This is a genomic window from Streptomyces sp. NPDC104814, assembly GCF_055583185.1.
The window spans coordinates 861287-876622 of record NZ_JBVJOL010000001.1 but is presented as its reverse complement, the minus strand read 5'-3'; the positions used below and the strand labels follow the sequence as shown (position 1 = coordinate 876622).

Below are 15336 nucleotides of genomic sequence, written 5' to 3'. Positions count from 1 at the left end.
GCCGGACGGGCGAAGAGGCGGACGGTAGTACCGCTTGCCGCTCGCCTCTTCGGGTACAGCGTGGGGATGGGGGGCGTACCCGGTCCTGGAGCTTACGGAAAGTGATGTGTTGGTGACCCGTCTCGGCAGCCCCGGAGGCGACCAAGCGAGGGGATCACGCGACGGCGTCGAGGCGGTCGCGCTGGAGATCGCCGATGCCGTGGACAGTCTCACCGACCTCTGGTCGGCGGCCGCCCAGCAGGCCGCCCTGCGCTTGTCCCTGCATCAGCTGAGGGCGTTGCGCGCCGTGGACGCGGCTCCGGATGTGAACCTGACGGCCTTGGCCGAGCAGCTGGGGATAGGGCTGCCCACGGCGAGCCGGCTGTGCGACCGGCTGGAGGCCGCCGGCCTCCTCGAACGTACGGCCCATCCGCACAAGCGGCGGGAGGTCCGGCTGCGGCTCACCGGCCAGGGGAACCGGGTGCTGGACGACGTGGCATCCCGGCGGGCGCAGGCCCTGGGCGCCGCCCTGGCAGCGATGGCACCCGAGGAGCGCGCGGCCCTCAGCCACGGCATGCGCGCCTTCCTGGCGGCCCTGGAAGCAGGTGAGCAGGACGCCGGTGACCGGGACGCCGGTGAGCAGGACGGCGGGGAGCAGGACGCCGGTGGGCGGCAAACCGGTGCGCGGCGGGCCGGTGCGCACGAAGCCGCACGGAAACCCGGGGCGTCGCCGTCGCCCCCCGCGCAGCGATGACGAGCGTGCTCACCCGGCCGGGTGCGGGTCCCTTACCTCGTTCGTGGCGGTACGCCCGGTCCAGTCGAGGCAGACCACCGCGGCATCGGCCATGAGGTCCCTGCCCCCGAAGTGCTCCCACAGCGCGGAGACGACGGCACGCGCGGTCTCGTGCGGGGGCGTCTGCCGCGTCGCGCTGAGGACCTGGCGCAGCGCGTGCTCGCCGAAGAGGTCGCCGAGCGCGGAGCGGGTGTTGTGGACGCCGGTGCTGACGGCGACGAGCCGGTCGCCCGGTTCCACGCGGAAGGTCTGCTCGTCGTACGGGGTCTCCTCGAACATGCCGAGGGGCAGCTGCGCCTCCAGGTCGACCTGCCGGATGGTGCCCTCGCGCAGGAGGTAGAGGACGGGTGATCCCGCGTCCACGGCACGGACCAGGCCGGTCGTCAGGTCGAAGTGCAGCAGGAGGGTGGAGGCGTACGCCTTGCCGCCGTAGTGGGCGTAGAGGGCCTGGTCCGCGAGGCAGGCCTGGTCGGCGAGGGAGATGCCGGCCCGGCGGGCGTTGCGCAGGGCGCTCACCGCGAGGCTGGTCAGCAGGGACGCGTCGATGCCCTGCCCCATGCCGTCGGTGACGGTCAGGGTCAGGTGATCGGCCCCGGTGGACCAGTCGAAGTTGTCGCCGCCGATGGCGTAGGCGGGTTCGAGGTGCGCGCCGATGACGTACTCGTCGCGGGCGCAGCCACGGCCCGGCAGGAGCTGCCACTGCATTTCGGCGGCGAGCGTGAGGCGACGGGTGCGCCGGGCCAGAAGGTACAGGTCGGTGTCCCGGCCCGCCGTGACCACCTCGTGGCCGAGCGCCGTGGCGAAGTCGCCCAGCCGCAGCACGGTGACCGGATCCGCGGCCGCCGCGGGCAGCCGGACGGTGAGCACTCCCAGTCGGTCGCCGCGCACGGTGATGGGCAGGTGCACCACGTGGACGGCCGGATCGGGGACCACCTCCACCACCGGGCTCTGGCTGATGAAGGCACGGCCGGCGGGGCCGTCGTGGGCGGGTACGGGCTCCCCTGTGTGCGGCAGATGGGTGACCGGTTGCAGGACCCGCAGACCGTAGTCGGCCAGGAAGAGGGTGGTCTCCGATGCGCCGACCTCCTCGGCGAGGAGGCGCTGGGCCGTGGCGACGAGTGCGTGCGGCGGAACCGCCCGCAACCGGCTCTCCACGGACGGAACGGACTCGGAGGCATCCATGGCGTTCACCTTCTCCCCTTGCGGTCTCCACGCTATCGCGACGCGGGAACCGCCATACGGTGCTTCGGGAACCGCCATACGGTGCTTCGCCGCGCACGCGTCACATCGCGTCGCCGGCCGCAACGCGACGTCGAGCCCCGCCCCGGGCGCAGGCGGCCTCGGTGGCGGACGGCGGTCCGGAGGCCCGGAGCGCGATGGTGACGGTGGTGCCTTGTCCGGGCCGGCTCTCGATGCCGAAGTCCTGCACGAGACGCTGGGCCCCGCTCGGTCCGAGACCGAGGCCGCCGCCCGTGGCGCAGCCGTCGGTCATCGCCTGCTCGATGTCGCGGATGCCCGGCCCTTCGTCGGTGAAGGACAGCCGCAGGCCGTGGGACTGTCCGTTGTCCGGCGCCGTCGGCTCCATGTGGCCGCCCCCGCCGTGGATGAGGGTGTTGCGGGCCGGTTCGCCGGCGGCGGTGATCAGCTTGGTCTGCTGGACCAGGCTCGGACCGAGGTCGGCCGCGGCCTGCCGGACCGGTTGCCGCACCCAGGCCAGGTCGGCGTCCGAACCGATCGGGACGGTCGTCGTGGCGATGGGCCGGCGTGCATCAGGCACCCCAATCCCGGGCCGCGGGGCCGGCGGGGCACGAGGTCACCGGCGGCTCGGCAGGGCGGGTGCCCGGGGGGACACTTCGACGCCCTGCTTGCTCAGTGCGTACGCCAGGGCGTCGGCCAGGCTGCCGCGCGTGATGATCGTGCCCAGGTCGATGCCGAGGTGGACCATGGTCTGCGCGATCGCGGGGCGGATGCCGGAGACGATGCACTCGGCCCCCATGAGCCGGGCGGCGGCGACGGTCTTCATCAGATGCTGGGCGACGAGGGAGTCGACCGTGGGTACGCCGGTGATGTCGAGGATCGCGAAGTCGGCCTGCTGGTCGACGATCGCCTCCAGCAGGTTCTCCATGACGACCTGGCTGCGGGCGCTGTCGAGGGTGCCGATCAGGGGCACGGCGACGATGCCGTCCCAGAGCCCGATGACGGGGGTGGCCACCTCGAGGAGTTGCTGGCGCTGCCGCTCGATGAGTTCCTCACCGGCGCTGAGCGTCGTCTCCATGACCACCAGCCGCAGCGTGCCCATCAGCAGCGCCAGCGCCAGGGCGCAGTCCTGAGGGTCGGCCCCCGAGTCGTCGGGGAACTCACCGCTCAGCAGCTCGGCGGCCGACACCCGCAGGGCGGCGACCTCGTCGGCGATCTGCGCCGTTGTCGATCCGCTGCGGGTGCGGGACGCCGCCGTGCGCCCCAACTGGTCGCGGGCCGCCTGGAAGCCGGGCGCCGTGATGTCCTCCAGCCGGCCGGTGGCGGCGACGGCCGCCAGGGCGGCCACCACGGCCTTGCACGCCTCCACCGCCTCGTCGCGCGAGACGGTGAACACCGTGCGGAACAGGGCCGCGTCCGCCCAGCGCTGGGCGAGCTGCTCCCGTCGCTGTTCCAGGAAGACAGTCAGTCTCCGCGCCGTCGTCTCTTGGGCCGCGTCCTGCTCCGACACCCGCATCTTCTCCTTCGGTACGGGGGCCCACGCCCCTGATCGGCTCAGCCACCGCCGATCATTGCCGCATGGCAAACATTAGCGCCGGGCGGGTGACGCGAACAACACGCCCTCCGCGGACCGGATGTCGCGGGCGGTGCCACCGGTCACCGCCCCCGCCAGTCGAGGCAGACCACCAGGGCGTCGTCGTCCGGGGCGGGCCGGCCGCGGTGGCCGGTCAGCTCCCGCAGGATGGCGCGCGGGACCTCGGCGGCGGGCAGCAGGCGGGTGGCCTGGATCGCCCGGGCCAGCGCGGTGTCACCGTAGGACTCGCCCTTGGGCGAGGCGACGTCGTACACCCCGTCGCTGACGAAGATCAGACGGTCGCCGGGCTCGACCTGGAACTCCTGGACGACGTAGTCGGTCTCCTCGAACATGCCGAGGGGCAGCTGCGCCTCGAAGCGGACGCGTTCCACCACGCCGCCGCGCAGCCGCAGCAGCTGCGGGGAGCCGGCGTCCACCACCCGGGCACGACCGGTGGCGAGTTCGAAGTCGAGCATCAGCACCGACAGATAGCAGCGGCCCTGATAGTGCGCGTAGACCGCCTGGTCGGCGAGTGCCGCCTGGTCGGCGAGGGAGATGCCGGCCCGCCGTGCGTTGCGCAGCGCGTTGATCGCCAGGTTGGTCAGCAGGGAGGCCTCGATCCCCTCCCCCATGCCGTTGGTGACGTAGAGCAGGAGGTGGTCCGCGGTCAGGGACCAGTCGAAGTTGTCGCCGAAGATCGCGTACGCGGGCTCCAGTTGGGCGCCCAGTTCGTACTCCGGGCGCGCGCAGGCACGTCCGGGCAGCAGCTGCCACTGCATCTCGGCGGCCAGGGTGAGCCGGTCCTTGCGGCGCGCCTGCAGATACACGTCGGTGTCCCGCTCGGCCACGATCACCTCGTGTGCGAGCACCTCGGCGATCTCCGCGAGTTCCGCGAGGCACTCTTCGACATGAGCGCCGTCCGGCAGGGTGACCGACAGCACGCCGAGCCGGTCACCGCGCACGGTGACCGGCAGGTGGACCCGCGCCAGGCCCTCGCCGAGCGTCTCCACGAAGGGCTGCTGGGCTCCGAACGCCCGGCCGGCCGGGCTGTTGTGGACCGATACCGGCTCCAGGGTGTGCGGCAGCACCGACACCGGCTGCAGCACGGTGAGGCTGTAGTCGGCCATCAGCAGCTCGACGGACTCCGCCGCGTACTGCTCCAGCAGTACACGACGGACGGCGTCGAGCAGCTCGTGCGGAGCCGCCGTACGTACAGCGCGTTCAGCGACCACAAATCTCTTCACGATGGTAAGAACACCAATCCTTTGCCGGTGTATCACCGGACATCACTCGGGGACTTCGGTCGTCCGATCCGTCTACCCGGTTGCCGGGCCATCAGTAGCGGACCCGCTCGTCCAGGGGATGTCCCGCCACTCACACCGGGCTCGCGGCGTGAGCGGCGAGACGCCCCCTAGTACGCTGACTGCCGTCCCAGCGCCGACGAGAGTGTGACCGTGACGTCCTTCCGCGCCCGCCCGCAGCCCGACGAAGTCGCGCGCGTGACCGCCACGGCCGCGGAACTGCTGGAGGTGGTCTGGGGCCGGGCCTCCACCGCGCCCGCCTCCGCGTCACAGCTGCGTGTGCTGCTCGTCCTCGAGCACCACGAGGGCATCAATCTGCGCACCCTCGCCGACTCCCTGGCCTCTACGCCTCCCTCGACCAGCCGGCTCTGCGACCGGCTGCAGGCCGCCGGTTTCGTCGACCGAGAGACCAGCCGCGCCGACCGGCGCGAGGTGCGCCTGCACCTGAGCAGCCGCGGCCGCGCCTTCCTCGCCGACCTGCGCGCGCGAAGGCAACAGGAGCTGCAGGCCGTCCTCGACGTGATGCCCGCGGCGAAGCGCGCCGCCCTCCTGGAGGGCCTGGAGGCCTTCTGCGACGCCGCCTCGGCGCAGATGCGCCCCGAGGCCGACGCCGGCAGCCGGTCCGCCTGAGAAGCCAAGCGCGGGGCCCGGGGCCACCGGCACCCTCGGGTGCGGGGCGTCGGCGCACGGAGCAGTGCCCGCCCACCGCAACATTCCCAGACCCTTCCCGCGCACGGACGACACCGCTACTTTGTTGCCCCACCAATATTATTGTCAAACGGCAACAATCACGCGGTCGTCGCCGGGGCTCCAGCGCGGCCGTGCCCCAGGACGGGGGCGGGCATTCGCGGTGCCCGGCCCCGTGCGCTGCACTAGGGTGATCAGCCGTGGCGAGAGTGCGGTTGAGCGTGGCGGAGCGGCGGGAGGAGATCCTGCGGGCCGCCGTGGAGCAGATCGAGGAGCGGGGCGTGGCGGCGGTGCGGATCGCCGACGTCGCCCAGGCGCTCGGCGTGAGCAACGCGCTGGTGCTGTACCACTTCTCCACCAAGGAGAAGCTGGTCGCGGCGGCCTTCGCCTACGCCGCCGAGGCCGACCTCGGCCGTCTGCAGGAGCTGCTCGGCCGCCGTACCACCGCGCTGCGCCGGCTGCGCGCGGCGGTGCGCTGGTACGCGCCGACGGGGCAGGCCAAGGGCTGGCGGCTGTGGATCGAGGGCTGGTCGGCGGCCCTGCGCGAGCCGCCGCTGCGCGAGGTGGGCCGCGCCCTGGACCGGCAGTGGAAGGCGGCGCTCGCCGAGGTGATCGCGCAGGGGGTGGCCGCGGGCGAGTTCACCTGTCCCGATCCGGCCGCCGCCGCGCTGCGGCTGACGGCTCTGCTGGACGGGCTGGCGGTGCAGCTCACCGCGTACGGCGGCACGGTCTCGCGTATCCGGGCGCAGGAGTGGGTCGACGAGGCGCTGGCCCGCGAACTGGGGCTGACCCGGGAGGCGTTGACCGCAGGAGGACGGTGAGCAGAACCCGGGGAGCGTACCCCGGGGGTTCGCAGCGGCGTCCCGGGCCCGGCGTGAACCGACTGCACGCACCGGGCTGTACGGGCCGTTCCCGGCCTGACGGCGGGCGAGGGGCGGTCGCACCCGTGGCAGCCGCCCCTCTCCGCGCGGCTCAGGCGACGGCCGCGATCCGCATCTTGATGTCGTCCGGGGACAGCGTGCCCTTGGCGGTCACATGGTCGCCGGAGGACTCGCCGCGCAGCCGCCGCCCGATCCACGGCACCAGGTACTCGCGCGCCCAGTGGACGTCGTCGCGCCGGACCTCGAGCGTGCCGCGCGGCGGCAGCGGCGGCCAGGGCTGCTCGGGGTCGGCCGGGATCCTCAGGCCGAGCGCCTGGCCGGCCCGCAGCGCCACCCGCGTGTGCCCCTCGGGCGACAGGTGCAGCCGGTCGCCGTCCCAGGCCCGCCGGTCCTGCACCGACTTCAGCGACCACAGGTCGAGCACCGGGCATCCGTAGCGGTCGGCGATGGCCCGAACGTGCCCGTTGTAGGTGGCGATCTTGCCGCGCAGGTGCTTGAGGAGCGGGACGCCCCGGGTGTCGAAGCCGGTCGTCACCATGACCGTGCCGGCCACGGCGGCGAGCTGCGCGACCGCCCTCTCGAACCGCTCGGCGACCTCGTCGGGGTCGGTGCCGGGCCGGATGATGTCATTGCCGCCGGCACAGAACGACACGAGGTCGGGGGCGAGTTCGACGGCCCTCGGGACCTGGTCGGCCACGATCTGGTCGAGGAGTTTGCCGCGCACCGCGAGGTTCGTGTAGGTGAAGTCTCCCTCGGGCCGCCGGTCGGCGAGGAGTACGGCGAAACGGTCGGCCCAGCCCACGAACTGCCCGTCGGGGCCCGGGTCTCCGACGCCTTCGGTGAAGCTGTCCCCCAGCGCCACGTACGACCCGATCACTGCTCTGCTGTCACTCTTCGAATCGTCTGCCACAGCCGTCCATGATTCACCCTTGAATGTGACCTACGCGACCGTAGGCAGGGGTTGACGGACGGTGAGATAAGCCACTCCACGTGTCCGGCCGTGTCGGGAATAACCGCCCCGGCCATGTGCCCGGCCGGTCCGGGCACACCGAAGGCCGGACACCCGTGGATCGGGGTCCGGCCTCGGTGGCGTGTCAGGCGGGTGGCCGCCGGGGCGGCGCGGGGTCAGCCGACGGTGACGCCGTGGGCGCGCAGGTAGGCGACCGGGTCGACGTCGGAGCCGTAGTTCGGCGTGGTGCGGATCTCGAAGTGCAGGTGCGGGCCGGTCACGTTGCCGGTCGCGCCGGACAGGCCGAGCTGCTGACCCGCGGTCACGCTCTGGCCGGCCGAGACGGAGATCTGCGAGAGGTGCGCGTACTGGGCGTAGTAGCCGTCGTTCAGCTTGACGACGACCTGGTTGCCGTAGGCGCCGCCCCAGCCGGCGGAGACGACGGTGCCCGCGCCGACGGCCTTGACGGTGGTACCGGTCGGGACGACGAAGTCGACGCCCGTGTGGTACCCGCTGGCCCACATGCTGCCGGGCGTGTGGTACGCGGTGCCGATGGTGGCGCCGGTGACCGGGAGGGTGAAGCCGGAGGCGGTGCTCGCGGGCTGGGCGGGCTTGGCGGCCTCGGCCTTCGCGGGCTCGGCGGCCTTCGCGGCGGACTTGTGCGCGGGCGCCTCGCTCTTGTGCGACGGGGCGGCGTGGTGCGACGCGACGGCCTTCTTGCCGAGGGTCAGCTTCAGACCGGGGTGGATGAGCGACGGGTCGCTGCCGACGGCCTCACGGTTGTCGTCGTAAAGCTTCTTCCAGCCGCCGGCGACGTGCTGCTCGTTCGCGATCCTCGACAGGTAGTCGCCGGACTTGACGGTGTAGACGCGCACGCCGGACTGCGGCGCCTTCTTCGCCTCGGACGGCAGGCTCTGGACGGCCTTGCCGGACACCGACTGGGCGGCGGTCTGCGGCGTGGCCGCGTGCGCACCGGCGGCGCCCATGAGCGGCAGCGCGAGCGCGGCGCCACCGGTACCGGCGACGGCGAGCGTACGGGCGAAACGCTGGGACTTCGGACGACGGTGCTTACCCTTTGCGGGCATGGCGCTTTTCCTCTCCGGCGCCTGCGAGGTGAGCTGTCGGGTTCGGGCTGGAGATGCCCGGCCGCGCTGGGCGCGGCTTCACCCCATAGCCGTTCCGGGAACCGGAACAGGCGGTCGTACCTGTGGGTCCCCCGCTCCTGCCGTGCGTCGGGTGGGTGGGTGCGGTGCACCGGACGGCGGCAGGATTCGGCGTCCGTCCGGATTTCGTGGGGAACGTAAGCGAGCAGGACGCACGGGGACAAGCGAAAGGTTGCGTGAACGGGCGCTTCTCGTGATCCAATGCCGGAATACGCCGTCACGCTGTGTGAATTGGATCTGCTGTCGGTTCGTCAATTCACCAGGAAATACTCAATCATTACGTGGACATGACGTACGACGGACGGTCACGGTTATGACCCTCCTCACGCGGCCACCTTCCAGGGATCCTCAATTCATTGCGAGTTGGAACGAAGGCGCCAATTCGGGCAGAAGGCCCAGATGTGACGTGGGCGGATATCCATCCCATTCGAGTGCCGTCTCCGGGGAGGCGGGGACAACCGGTTGCCCCGGGAATCCATGTCGTATCGTCGAAGGGCAGCCCGTCGGCCATTCGAGCCGTGTCGGCGGGCACGAGCGGGAGGAGCCCTTCGTGACGCAGCAGGTGCCGTCGACCGAACCCGAGCTGACCGGAGTGCGCAACTTCCGAGACGTGGGCGGCCTGCCCACGGTCGACGGGCGGCGGGTGCGGCACGGCGTGCTGTTCCGCAGCGGCCACCTCGCCCACGCGACGCCCGAGGACACGGTGTACCTCTCCTCCCTGGGGCTGCACACGATCTTCGACTTCCGCAACGCGGCCGACCAGAAGCTGGAGGGCCCGGACGTCGAGCTGCCGGGCGTGCGCAACGTCAACCTGCCGCTGTCGGACCCGGCGGACGGCGCCGAGTTCTGGAAGATGGTGCGCGACGGCGATCTCGACCAGCTGCGCGGCATCCTCGCCGACGGCAAGGGCGCGAACCGGATGATCGCCTCCTACCGCACGATCATCAAGGAGCGCACCGGCGAGCACTCCCGGGTGCTGCACGCGCTCGCCGAGGACAGCGTCCCGGCCCTGATGCACTGCGCCGCGGGCAAGGACCGCGCGGGGCTGTCGATAGCGGTCACCCTGCTCGCCCTGGGCGTGGAGAAGGACGCCATCGTCGAGGACTACCTGAAGTCCAACGAGAAGCACCGCCGGTACAAGGTGCGCCGCAGCGGCTCGGCGGAGTCGGCCTACACCCCCGAGGTGATGGAACTGCTCAGCCCGCTCTTCGACGCGCGCGCCGAGTACCTGACGGCGGCCATGGAGACCATCGAGGAGACCTGGGGCGGCGTCGACGCCTACCTGGAGCAGGGGCTCGGGCTCACCCCCGCGGGCCGGGAGCGGCTGCGGGCACGCCTGCTCGACTGACGGCGGGACGGCGCGGCGGCGCCGGCGGCGCCGGCGGCGGGGGGACCTATCGGTTGGCGCCCAGCTCGAACAGCAGCCAGATGAACCCGGCCAGGACGTGTCCGACGGCGATGTAGATGATGAGCCGGATCCACAGGGTCCGGGGGAACTTCTCCTCGAAGTTGCTCATCGTGCCTCTCCAGGGTGGGCGGGCCCCAGGCACAGCGTGGCCGTGGGGCTCTGCAGCAGGGTGTGGACGAACAGGAGCTCCAGACCGCCGGGGTCCTCGGCGGCGATCCGGTGCGGGGTCAGCGAGTCGAAGTGCGCGCTGTCCCCCGGGCCGAGCCGGTGGGTGGTGTCCCCGAGGCGCAGCCTGAGCCGTCCGGCGAGGACGTACAGCCACTCCTCGCCGGGGTGCACGCGCACGATGTCCCCCTGCGCGCCGTACGGCACCTGCACCCGCAGGGCCTGCATACCGCGGCCGGGCGCGCCGGCCTGCCGGTACGTCCAGCCGCCGGCCGCCGTCGGCTCCATGTCCGCGCCGCGCACCACGGCGTCCCGCTCGGCGACGTTCTCGCCGAGCAGCTCCGAGACGGTCGTACTGTAGATACGGGCCAGCGCGAGCAGCATCGGCAGGGATGGCTGGCGCTGTCCGGTCTCCAGACGGGACAGATGGGCCGGGGACAGACCGGCCTCGCGGGCGGCGGCCTCCAGGGTGAGGCCGGCGCGGCGGCGCAGGGACCGCAGCTGCGGGGCCACCGCGGGCAGGTCGCCGGCCGGTTCCGCAGGGGACTCGGAGGAGCTCATGCCTCCCATTGAGCCGCGGATTTGCCTCTGCGGCAAATCTCTTGCCTCAGAGGCAAAGCGGCCGCCGCCGACCGGTCCGCCACCCGCTGACCGCTCGCGGAGCGCCTGGCCCACGCCCGAGCCGCCCACGGACCGCCCCGCCGGACCCGCGCCGGCCGCCGCCCTGTCCGCGAGCCCGCCCGGGCCGTCGGTCGCCGCTACCGGTTCGTCACCGCCTGTTTGATCAGGGTCTTGCCGAAGTCCCACATCAGCCCGTTGCCGCTGTGCGCGTCGTCCATCACGGCCGTGAAGGCGTCGATGAAGCGGTCGACGTCCGCCTCGTCGATGATCAGCGGCGGGATCAGCTTGATCACCTCCAGGTGGTCGCCGGAGACCTGGGTGAGGATCCGGTGCCGCTGGAGCAGCGGTACGACGACCATCTGCGCGAACAGACCCTTGCGGGCGGCCTGGAGCATCGTCCAGCGGCTGCGCAGCTTCAGCGAGGCGGGCCGGCCGAACTCGATGCCGATCATCAGCCCGCGGCCGCGGACGTCGGCGAGCAGTTCGTACTTCTCGGTCAGCGCGGCGAGCCGCGACTTCAGCAGCTCCCCCGTCCGGCGCACCCCGGCGACGATCTGCTCCTGCTCCATGACCGACAGCACGGCGAGGCCGCACGCCATCGCCTGGGCGCCCGAGCCGAAGCTCGCCGAGTGCACCAGGACCCGGTCCATGGACGAGTAGACCTTCTTGAAGATCCACTCCTTGCCCAGGGTGGCGCCGACCGGCACATACCCGCCGGAGAGCGCCTTGGCCACGCAGACCAGGTCGGGTTCGACGCCGTCCTCGTGCTGGTAGGCGTAGAAGTCACCGGTGCGGCCGAGGCCGGTCTGCACCTCGTCGGCGATGAGCAGCGCCTTGTGCCGGCGCAGCAGCTCCTGCGCGGCGCGGAGATAGCCGGGCGGGGCCTCGTGCACGCCCTTGCCCTGGATCGGCTCCACGATCAGGGCGGCCACGTCGCCCTTGCTCAGCTCCCGTGCGAGCGCGTCGAGGTCGCCGAGCGGGACCGCCGTGTCGGGCAGCAGCGGGGCGAAGCCGTCCCGGAACCCGGACTCGCCGTTGACCGACAGCGAGCCGGTGGTCAGCCCGTGGAAGGCGTGGTCGCAGTACAGGACGCGCGGCTTGCCGGTGGCGTACCGGGCGAACTTCAGGGCGGTTTCGACGGCCTCGGTGCCGCTGTTGCCGAAGAACACCCGGTCCAGGTGCGGGCTGTGCGCGAGCAGCCGTTCGGCGAGCAGGCCGGGCAGGGGCTGGCAGTCGAAGCGGGTGAGGTCGGCGAGGTCGAGGTCGAGGACGTCGTGCAGCGCCTTGCGGACGACGGGGTGGTGGCGGCCGAGGCCCATCACCCCGAACCCGGCGAGCATGTCCAGGTAGTCGTTGCCCTCGGCGTCGAAGAAGTGGGCGCCCTCGGCACGCTCGTAGACCTTGTCGAAGCCGATGGTGCGCAGCATGCGCGGGAGCTGCGGATTGAGATACCTGGCGTGCAGCTCGTAGCGTTCCCCGCCCCGCTCGGCGAGCAGGGCGCCGAGGTCGAACTCGGTGGTCATTCACTCTCCTTGGCTGTGCCGTCGAGGTCCATGACGGCCAGACTCGCGCTGATCCGGCCCGCCACCTCGACGGGCGTGAGGCCGATGTCGGCCAGCACCTCGCCGCGCTTGGCGTGGGCGAGGAACTGCTCCGGGATGCCGAAGCGCCGTACCGGCACGTTGACGTCGGCGTCACCGAGGGCGAGGGCCACCGCGCTGCCGACGCCCGCCGCGCGGCTGTTGTCCTCGACTACGGCGACCAGCCGGTGTTCGGCCGCGAGGGCGGGCAGCGCCGCGTCGACCGGCTTCACCCAGCGTGGGTCCACGACCGTGCAGCCGATGCCCCGGGCGTGCAGCAGTTCGGCGGCCTGCAGGCACACCGGCGCCATCACGCCGACCGCGACGAGGAGGACCTGCGGGCTCTCCGCCGAGCGGTGCAGCACGTCGAGGCCGCCCACGCGGTCGATCGCCGGGATCGACGGCCCGACGGACTCCTTCGGGAAGCGGACCAGGGTCGGCGCGTCGTCCACGGCGACGGCCTCGCGCAGCTGGGCGCGCAGCTGGTCGGCGTCGCGCGGCGCGGCGATCCTGAGGCCGGGCACGACCTGGAGGACGGACATGTCCCACATGCCGTTGTGGGAGGGACCGTCGACCCCGGTGACGCCGGCCCGGTCGAGGACGAAGGTCACCCCGCAGCGGTGCAGCGCGACGTCCATCAGCAGCTGGTCGAAGGCGCGGTTGAGGAAGGTGGCGTAGACGGCGACGACGGGGTGCAGTCCGCCGGTGGCCAGGCCCGCCGCGGAGACGGCCGCGTGCTGTTCGGCGATGCCGACGTCCCACACCCGGTCCGGGAAGCGGGCGGCGAACTTGCCGAGGCCGACCGGGTGCAGCATGGCCGCCGTGATCGCGACGACGTCGTCCCGTTCCTCGCCGATCCTGACGATCTCGTCGCCGAACACGGAGGTCCACGACGGCCCGTCGGCGGGGACGAGCGGCGCGCAGGTGAGCGGGTCGATGACGCCGACGGTGTGGAAGTGGTCCTCCTCGTTGCGCAGGGCGGGTTCGTAGCCGCGCCCCTTGACCGTGAGGCAGTGCACCAGCACCGGGCCGTGGAAGCGCTTGGCGCGCCTGAGGGCCGACTCGACGGCCCTGATGTCGTGGCCGTCGATGGGGCCGACGTACTTCAGGCCGAGGTCTTCGAACATGCCCTGCGGGGCGAAGGCGTCCTTGAAGCCCTTCTTCGCGCCGTGCAGGGACTCGTAGACGGTATTGCCGACGACGGGGGTGCGCAGCAGCACCTCCTTGCCCCAGGCGAGGACCTTCTCGTAGGAGTCGGTGGTGCGCAGGGTCGCCAGGTGGTTGGCGAGACCGCCGATGGTGGGCGCGTAGGACCGCTCGTTGTCGTTGACGACGATGATCAGCGGCCGGTCCCTGGCCGCCGCGATGTTGTTCAGCGCCTCCCAGGCCATGCCGCCGGTCAGCGCGCCGTCACCGATCACCGCGACGACGTGGCCCTTCTCCCCCTGCACCTGGCGCGCCTTGGCGAGGCCGTCGGCCCAGCCGAGCGCGGTGGAGGCATGGCTGTTCTCGATGACGTCGTGCTCGGACTCCTCGCGCGAGGGGTAGCCGGACAGGCCGCCCTTGCCGCGCAGCTTGGAGAAGTCCTGACGGCCCGTCAGCAGCTTGTGGACGTAGGACTGGTGGCCGGTGTCCCACAGGATGCGGTCGGCCGGTGACTCGAAGACCCGGTGCAGGGCGATGGTCAGCTCCACCACGCCCAGATTGGGCCCGAGGTGCCCGCCGGTGCGGGTGACCGCCTGCACCAGGAACTCGCGTATCTCTTCGGACAGTGCGCCCAGTTCCGCCTCGGACAGCGCCTTCAGGTCGCGTGGTTGCCGGATGTTCTCCAGGATCGTCACGCTCGGGCCCCCTCTCGGTCCGTGCCGTATGTCAACTCACCGTCACTGCCGGTGTCCCGGTGGCGGGTGCGGAGCCCTCCCGCTCCATCTGCTCGGCGATCTTCATCGCCTCCTCGATCAGGGTCTCGACGATCTTCGATTCGGGTACGGTCCTGACGACCTCGCCCTTGACGAAGATCTGGCCCTTGCCGTTGCCGGAGGCGACGCCGAGGTCGGCCTCTCGCGCCTCGCCGGGGCCGTTGACCACGCATCCCATCACGGCCACCCGCAGGGGCACTTCCATGCCCTCCAGACCGGCCGTGACCTCGTCGGCGAGCTTGTAGACGTCGACCTGCGCGCGGCCGCAGGACGGACACGAGACGATCTCCAGCCGGCGCTCCCGCAGGCCGAGGGACTGCAGGATCTGGATGCCGACCTTGACCTCCTCGGCCGGCGGCGCGGACAGCGACACCCGGATGGTGTCGCCGATGCCCTGGGAGAGCAGGGCGCCGAAGGCCACGGCCGACTTGATCGTGCCCTGGAAGGCGGGGCCGGCCTCGGTGACGCCGAGGTGAAGGGGGTAGTCGCAGCTCTCGGCGAGCTGGCGGTAGGCCTCGATCATGACGACCGGGTCGTTGTGCTTGACCGAGATCTTGATGTCGCGGAAGTCGTGCTCCTCGAAGAGGGACGCCTCCCACAGGGCCGATTCCACCAGCGCTTCCGGGGTCGCCTTGCCGTACTTCTGGAGCAGGCGCCGGTCCAGCGAGCCGGCGTTGACCCCGATACGGATCGGGGTGCCGTGGTCCTTCGCGGCTCGCGCGATCTCCTTGACCTTGTCGTCGAACTGCTTGATGTTGCCCGGGTTGACACGCACGGCCGCGCAGCCGGCCTCGATCGCGGCGAAGACGTACTTCGGCTGGAAGTGAATGTCGGCGATCACCGGGATCTGCGACTTGCGGGCGATGGTGGCGAGCGCGTCGGCGTCGTCCTGGGTGGGGCAGGCCACCCGCACGATCTGGCAGCCGGACGCCGTGAGCTCGGCGATCTGCTGGAGCGTGGCACCGATGTCGGACGTACGGGTCGTCGTCATCGACTGCACCGACACCGGGGCCCCGCCCCCGACCGGCACCGGCCCGACGTGGATCTGCCGCGACAGGCGTCGCGCGGCGAGCGGCCGGGCCGGTACCTCCGGGACCCCCAGGGAGACGGCGGTCATCGC

The 15336-nt window shown here is 71.9% G+C and carries 14 protein-coding genes, 1 pseudogene and 1 riboswitch; of the genes and pseudogenes, 4 read left to right on the top strand and 11 right to left on the bottom strand.

Going from position 1 to position 15336, the window contains the following annotated elements; translation table 11 throughout:
• Positions 1-112: 112 nt before the first annotated feature.
• Positions 113-583 (top strand): annotated as a pseudogene (locus ACZ64A_RS03655) (MarR family winged helix-turn-helix transcriptional regulator); the annotation flags it as partial.
• A 159-nt stretch (positions 584-742) separates the two neighbouring features.
• Here ACZ64A_RS03655 and ACZ64A_RS03650 read toward each other — a convergent pair.
• From ACZ64A_RS03650 to ACZ64A_RS03635, 4 genes are all read right to left on the bottom strand, one after another.
• Positions 743-1954: a PP2C family protein-serine/threonine phosphatase gene (locus ACZ64A_RS03650; protein ID WP_469807968.1), complete on the bottom strand. Its 1212-nt coding sequence runs from the start codon at positions 1952-1954 to the stop codon at positions 743-745.
• A 100-nt stretch (positions 1955-2054) separates the two neighbouring features.
• Positions 2055-2549, bottom strand: coding sequence for an ATP-binding protein (locus tag ACZ64A_RS03645; protein WP_469807967.1), 495 nt, complete (start codon positions 2547-2549; stop codon positions 2055-2057).
• 36 nt (positions 2550-2585) lie between these two features.
• Entirely contained in the window at positions 2586-3485 is a 900-nt protein-coding gene (locus ACZ64A_RS03640; RefSeq protein ID WP_469807966.1) for an STAS domain-containing protein, read from the bottom strand.
• Between the two features lie 140 nt (positions 3486-3625).
• Positions 3626-4786, bottom strand: coding sequence for a PP2C family protein-serine/threonine phosphatase (locus ACZ64A_RS03635; protein ID WP_469807965.1), 1161 nt, complete (start codon positions 4784-4786; stop codon positions 3626-3628).
• 204 nt (positions 4787-4990) lie between these two features.
• Here ACZ64A_RS03635 and ACZ64A_RS03630 point away from each other — a divergent pair, with 204 nt between their 5' ends.
• On the top strand, positions 4991-5473 hold the full coding sequence (locus tag ACZ64A_RS03630) for a MarR family transcriptional regulator (RefSeq protein WP_469807963.1): 483 nt from the start codon (positions 4991-4993) through the stop codon (positions 5471-5473).
• 257 nt (positions 5474-5730) lie between these two features.
• Positions 5731-6351: a TetR/AcrR family transcriptional regulator gene (locus ACZ64A_RS03625; protein WP_469807962.1), complete on the top strand. Its 621-nt coding sequence runs from the start codon at positions 5731-5733 to the stop codon at positions 6349-6351.
• A gap of 151 nt (positions 6352-6502) precedes the next feature.
• Here ACZ64A_RS03625 and ACZ64A_RS03620 read toward each other — a convergent pair whose 3' ends face one another.
• Positions 6503-7288: an SGNH/GDSL hydrolase family protein gene (locus ACZ64A_RS03620; protein ID WP_469809041.1), complete on the bottom strand. Its 786-nt coding sequence runs from the start codon at positions 7286-7288 to the stop codon at positions 6503-6505.
• 248 nt (positions 7289-7536) lie between these two features.
• Positions 7537-8445 (bottom strand): M23 family metallopeptidase, encoded by a 909-nt coding sequence (locus ACZ64A_RS03615; protein WP_469807960.1) that lies wholly within the window; start codon positions 8443-8445, stop codon positions 7537-7539.
• A gap of 5 nt (positions 8446-8450) precedes the next feature.
• A riboswitch (cyclic di-AMP (ydaO/yuaA leader) is annotated at positions 8451-8606 on the bottom strand.
• 467 nt (positions 8607-9073) lie between these two features.
• Here ACZ64A_RS03615 and ACZ64A_RS03610 point away from each other — a divergent pair.
• Positions 9074-9871, top strand: a complete 798-nt coding sequence (locus ACZ64A_RS03610; RefSeq protein ID WP_469807959.1) for a tyrosine-protein phosphatase — start codon at positions 9074-9076, stop codon at positions 9869-9871.
• A 46-nt stretch (positions 9872-9917) separates the two neighbouring features.
• Here the strand turns inward: ACZ64A_RS03610 and ACZ64A_RS03605 are convergent, their stop codons facing one another.
• The 5 genes from ACZ64A_RS03605 to ispG form a co-directional block, all read right to left on the bottom strand.
• The gene (locus tag ACZ64A_RS03605) at positions 9918-10040 is read right to left on the bottom strand and encodes a DUF6126 family protein (RefSeq protein WP_469807958.1); all 123 of its coding nucleotides are present in this window, start codon (positions 10038-10040) and stop codon (positions 9918-9920) included.
• The gene (locus tag ACZ64A_RS03600) at positions 10037-10657 is read right to left on the bottom strand and encodes a helix-turn-helix domain-containing protein (RefSeq protein ID WP_469807957.1); all 621 of its coding nucleotides are present in this window, start codon (positions 10655-10657) and stop codon (positions 10037-10039) included. Before ACZ64A_RS03600 ends, ACZ64A_RS03605 begins: the two co-directional genes overlap by 4 nt.
• A gap of 197 nt (positions 10658-10854) precedes the next feature.
• Entirely contained in the window at positions 10855-12240 is a 1386-nt protein-coding gene (locus ACZ64A_RS03595) for an aspartate aminotransferase family protein (protein WP_469807955.1), read from the bottom strand.
• Positions 12237-14138 (bottom strand): 1-deoxy-D-xylulose-5-phosphate synthase, encoded by a 1902-nt coding sequence (gene dxs, locus ACZ64A_RS03590; RefSeq protein WP_469807954.1) that lies wholly within the window; start codon positions 14136-14138, stop codon positions 12237-12239. The genes ACZ64A_RS03595 and dxs overlap by 4 nt, the downstream gene beginning before the upstream one ends.
• A gap of 31 nt (positions 14139-14169) precedes the next feature.
• The gene (gene ispG, locus ACZ64A_RS03585; protein ID WP_469807952.1) at positions 14170-15333 is read right to left on the bottom strand and encodes a flavodoxin-dependent (E)-4-hydroxy-3-methylbut-2-enyl-diphosphate synthase; all 1164 of its coding nucleotides are present in this window, start codon (positions 15331-15333) and stop codon (positions 14170-14172) included.
• Positions 15334-15336: the final 3 nt, after the last annotated feature.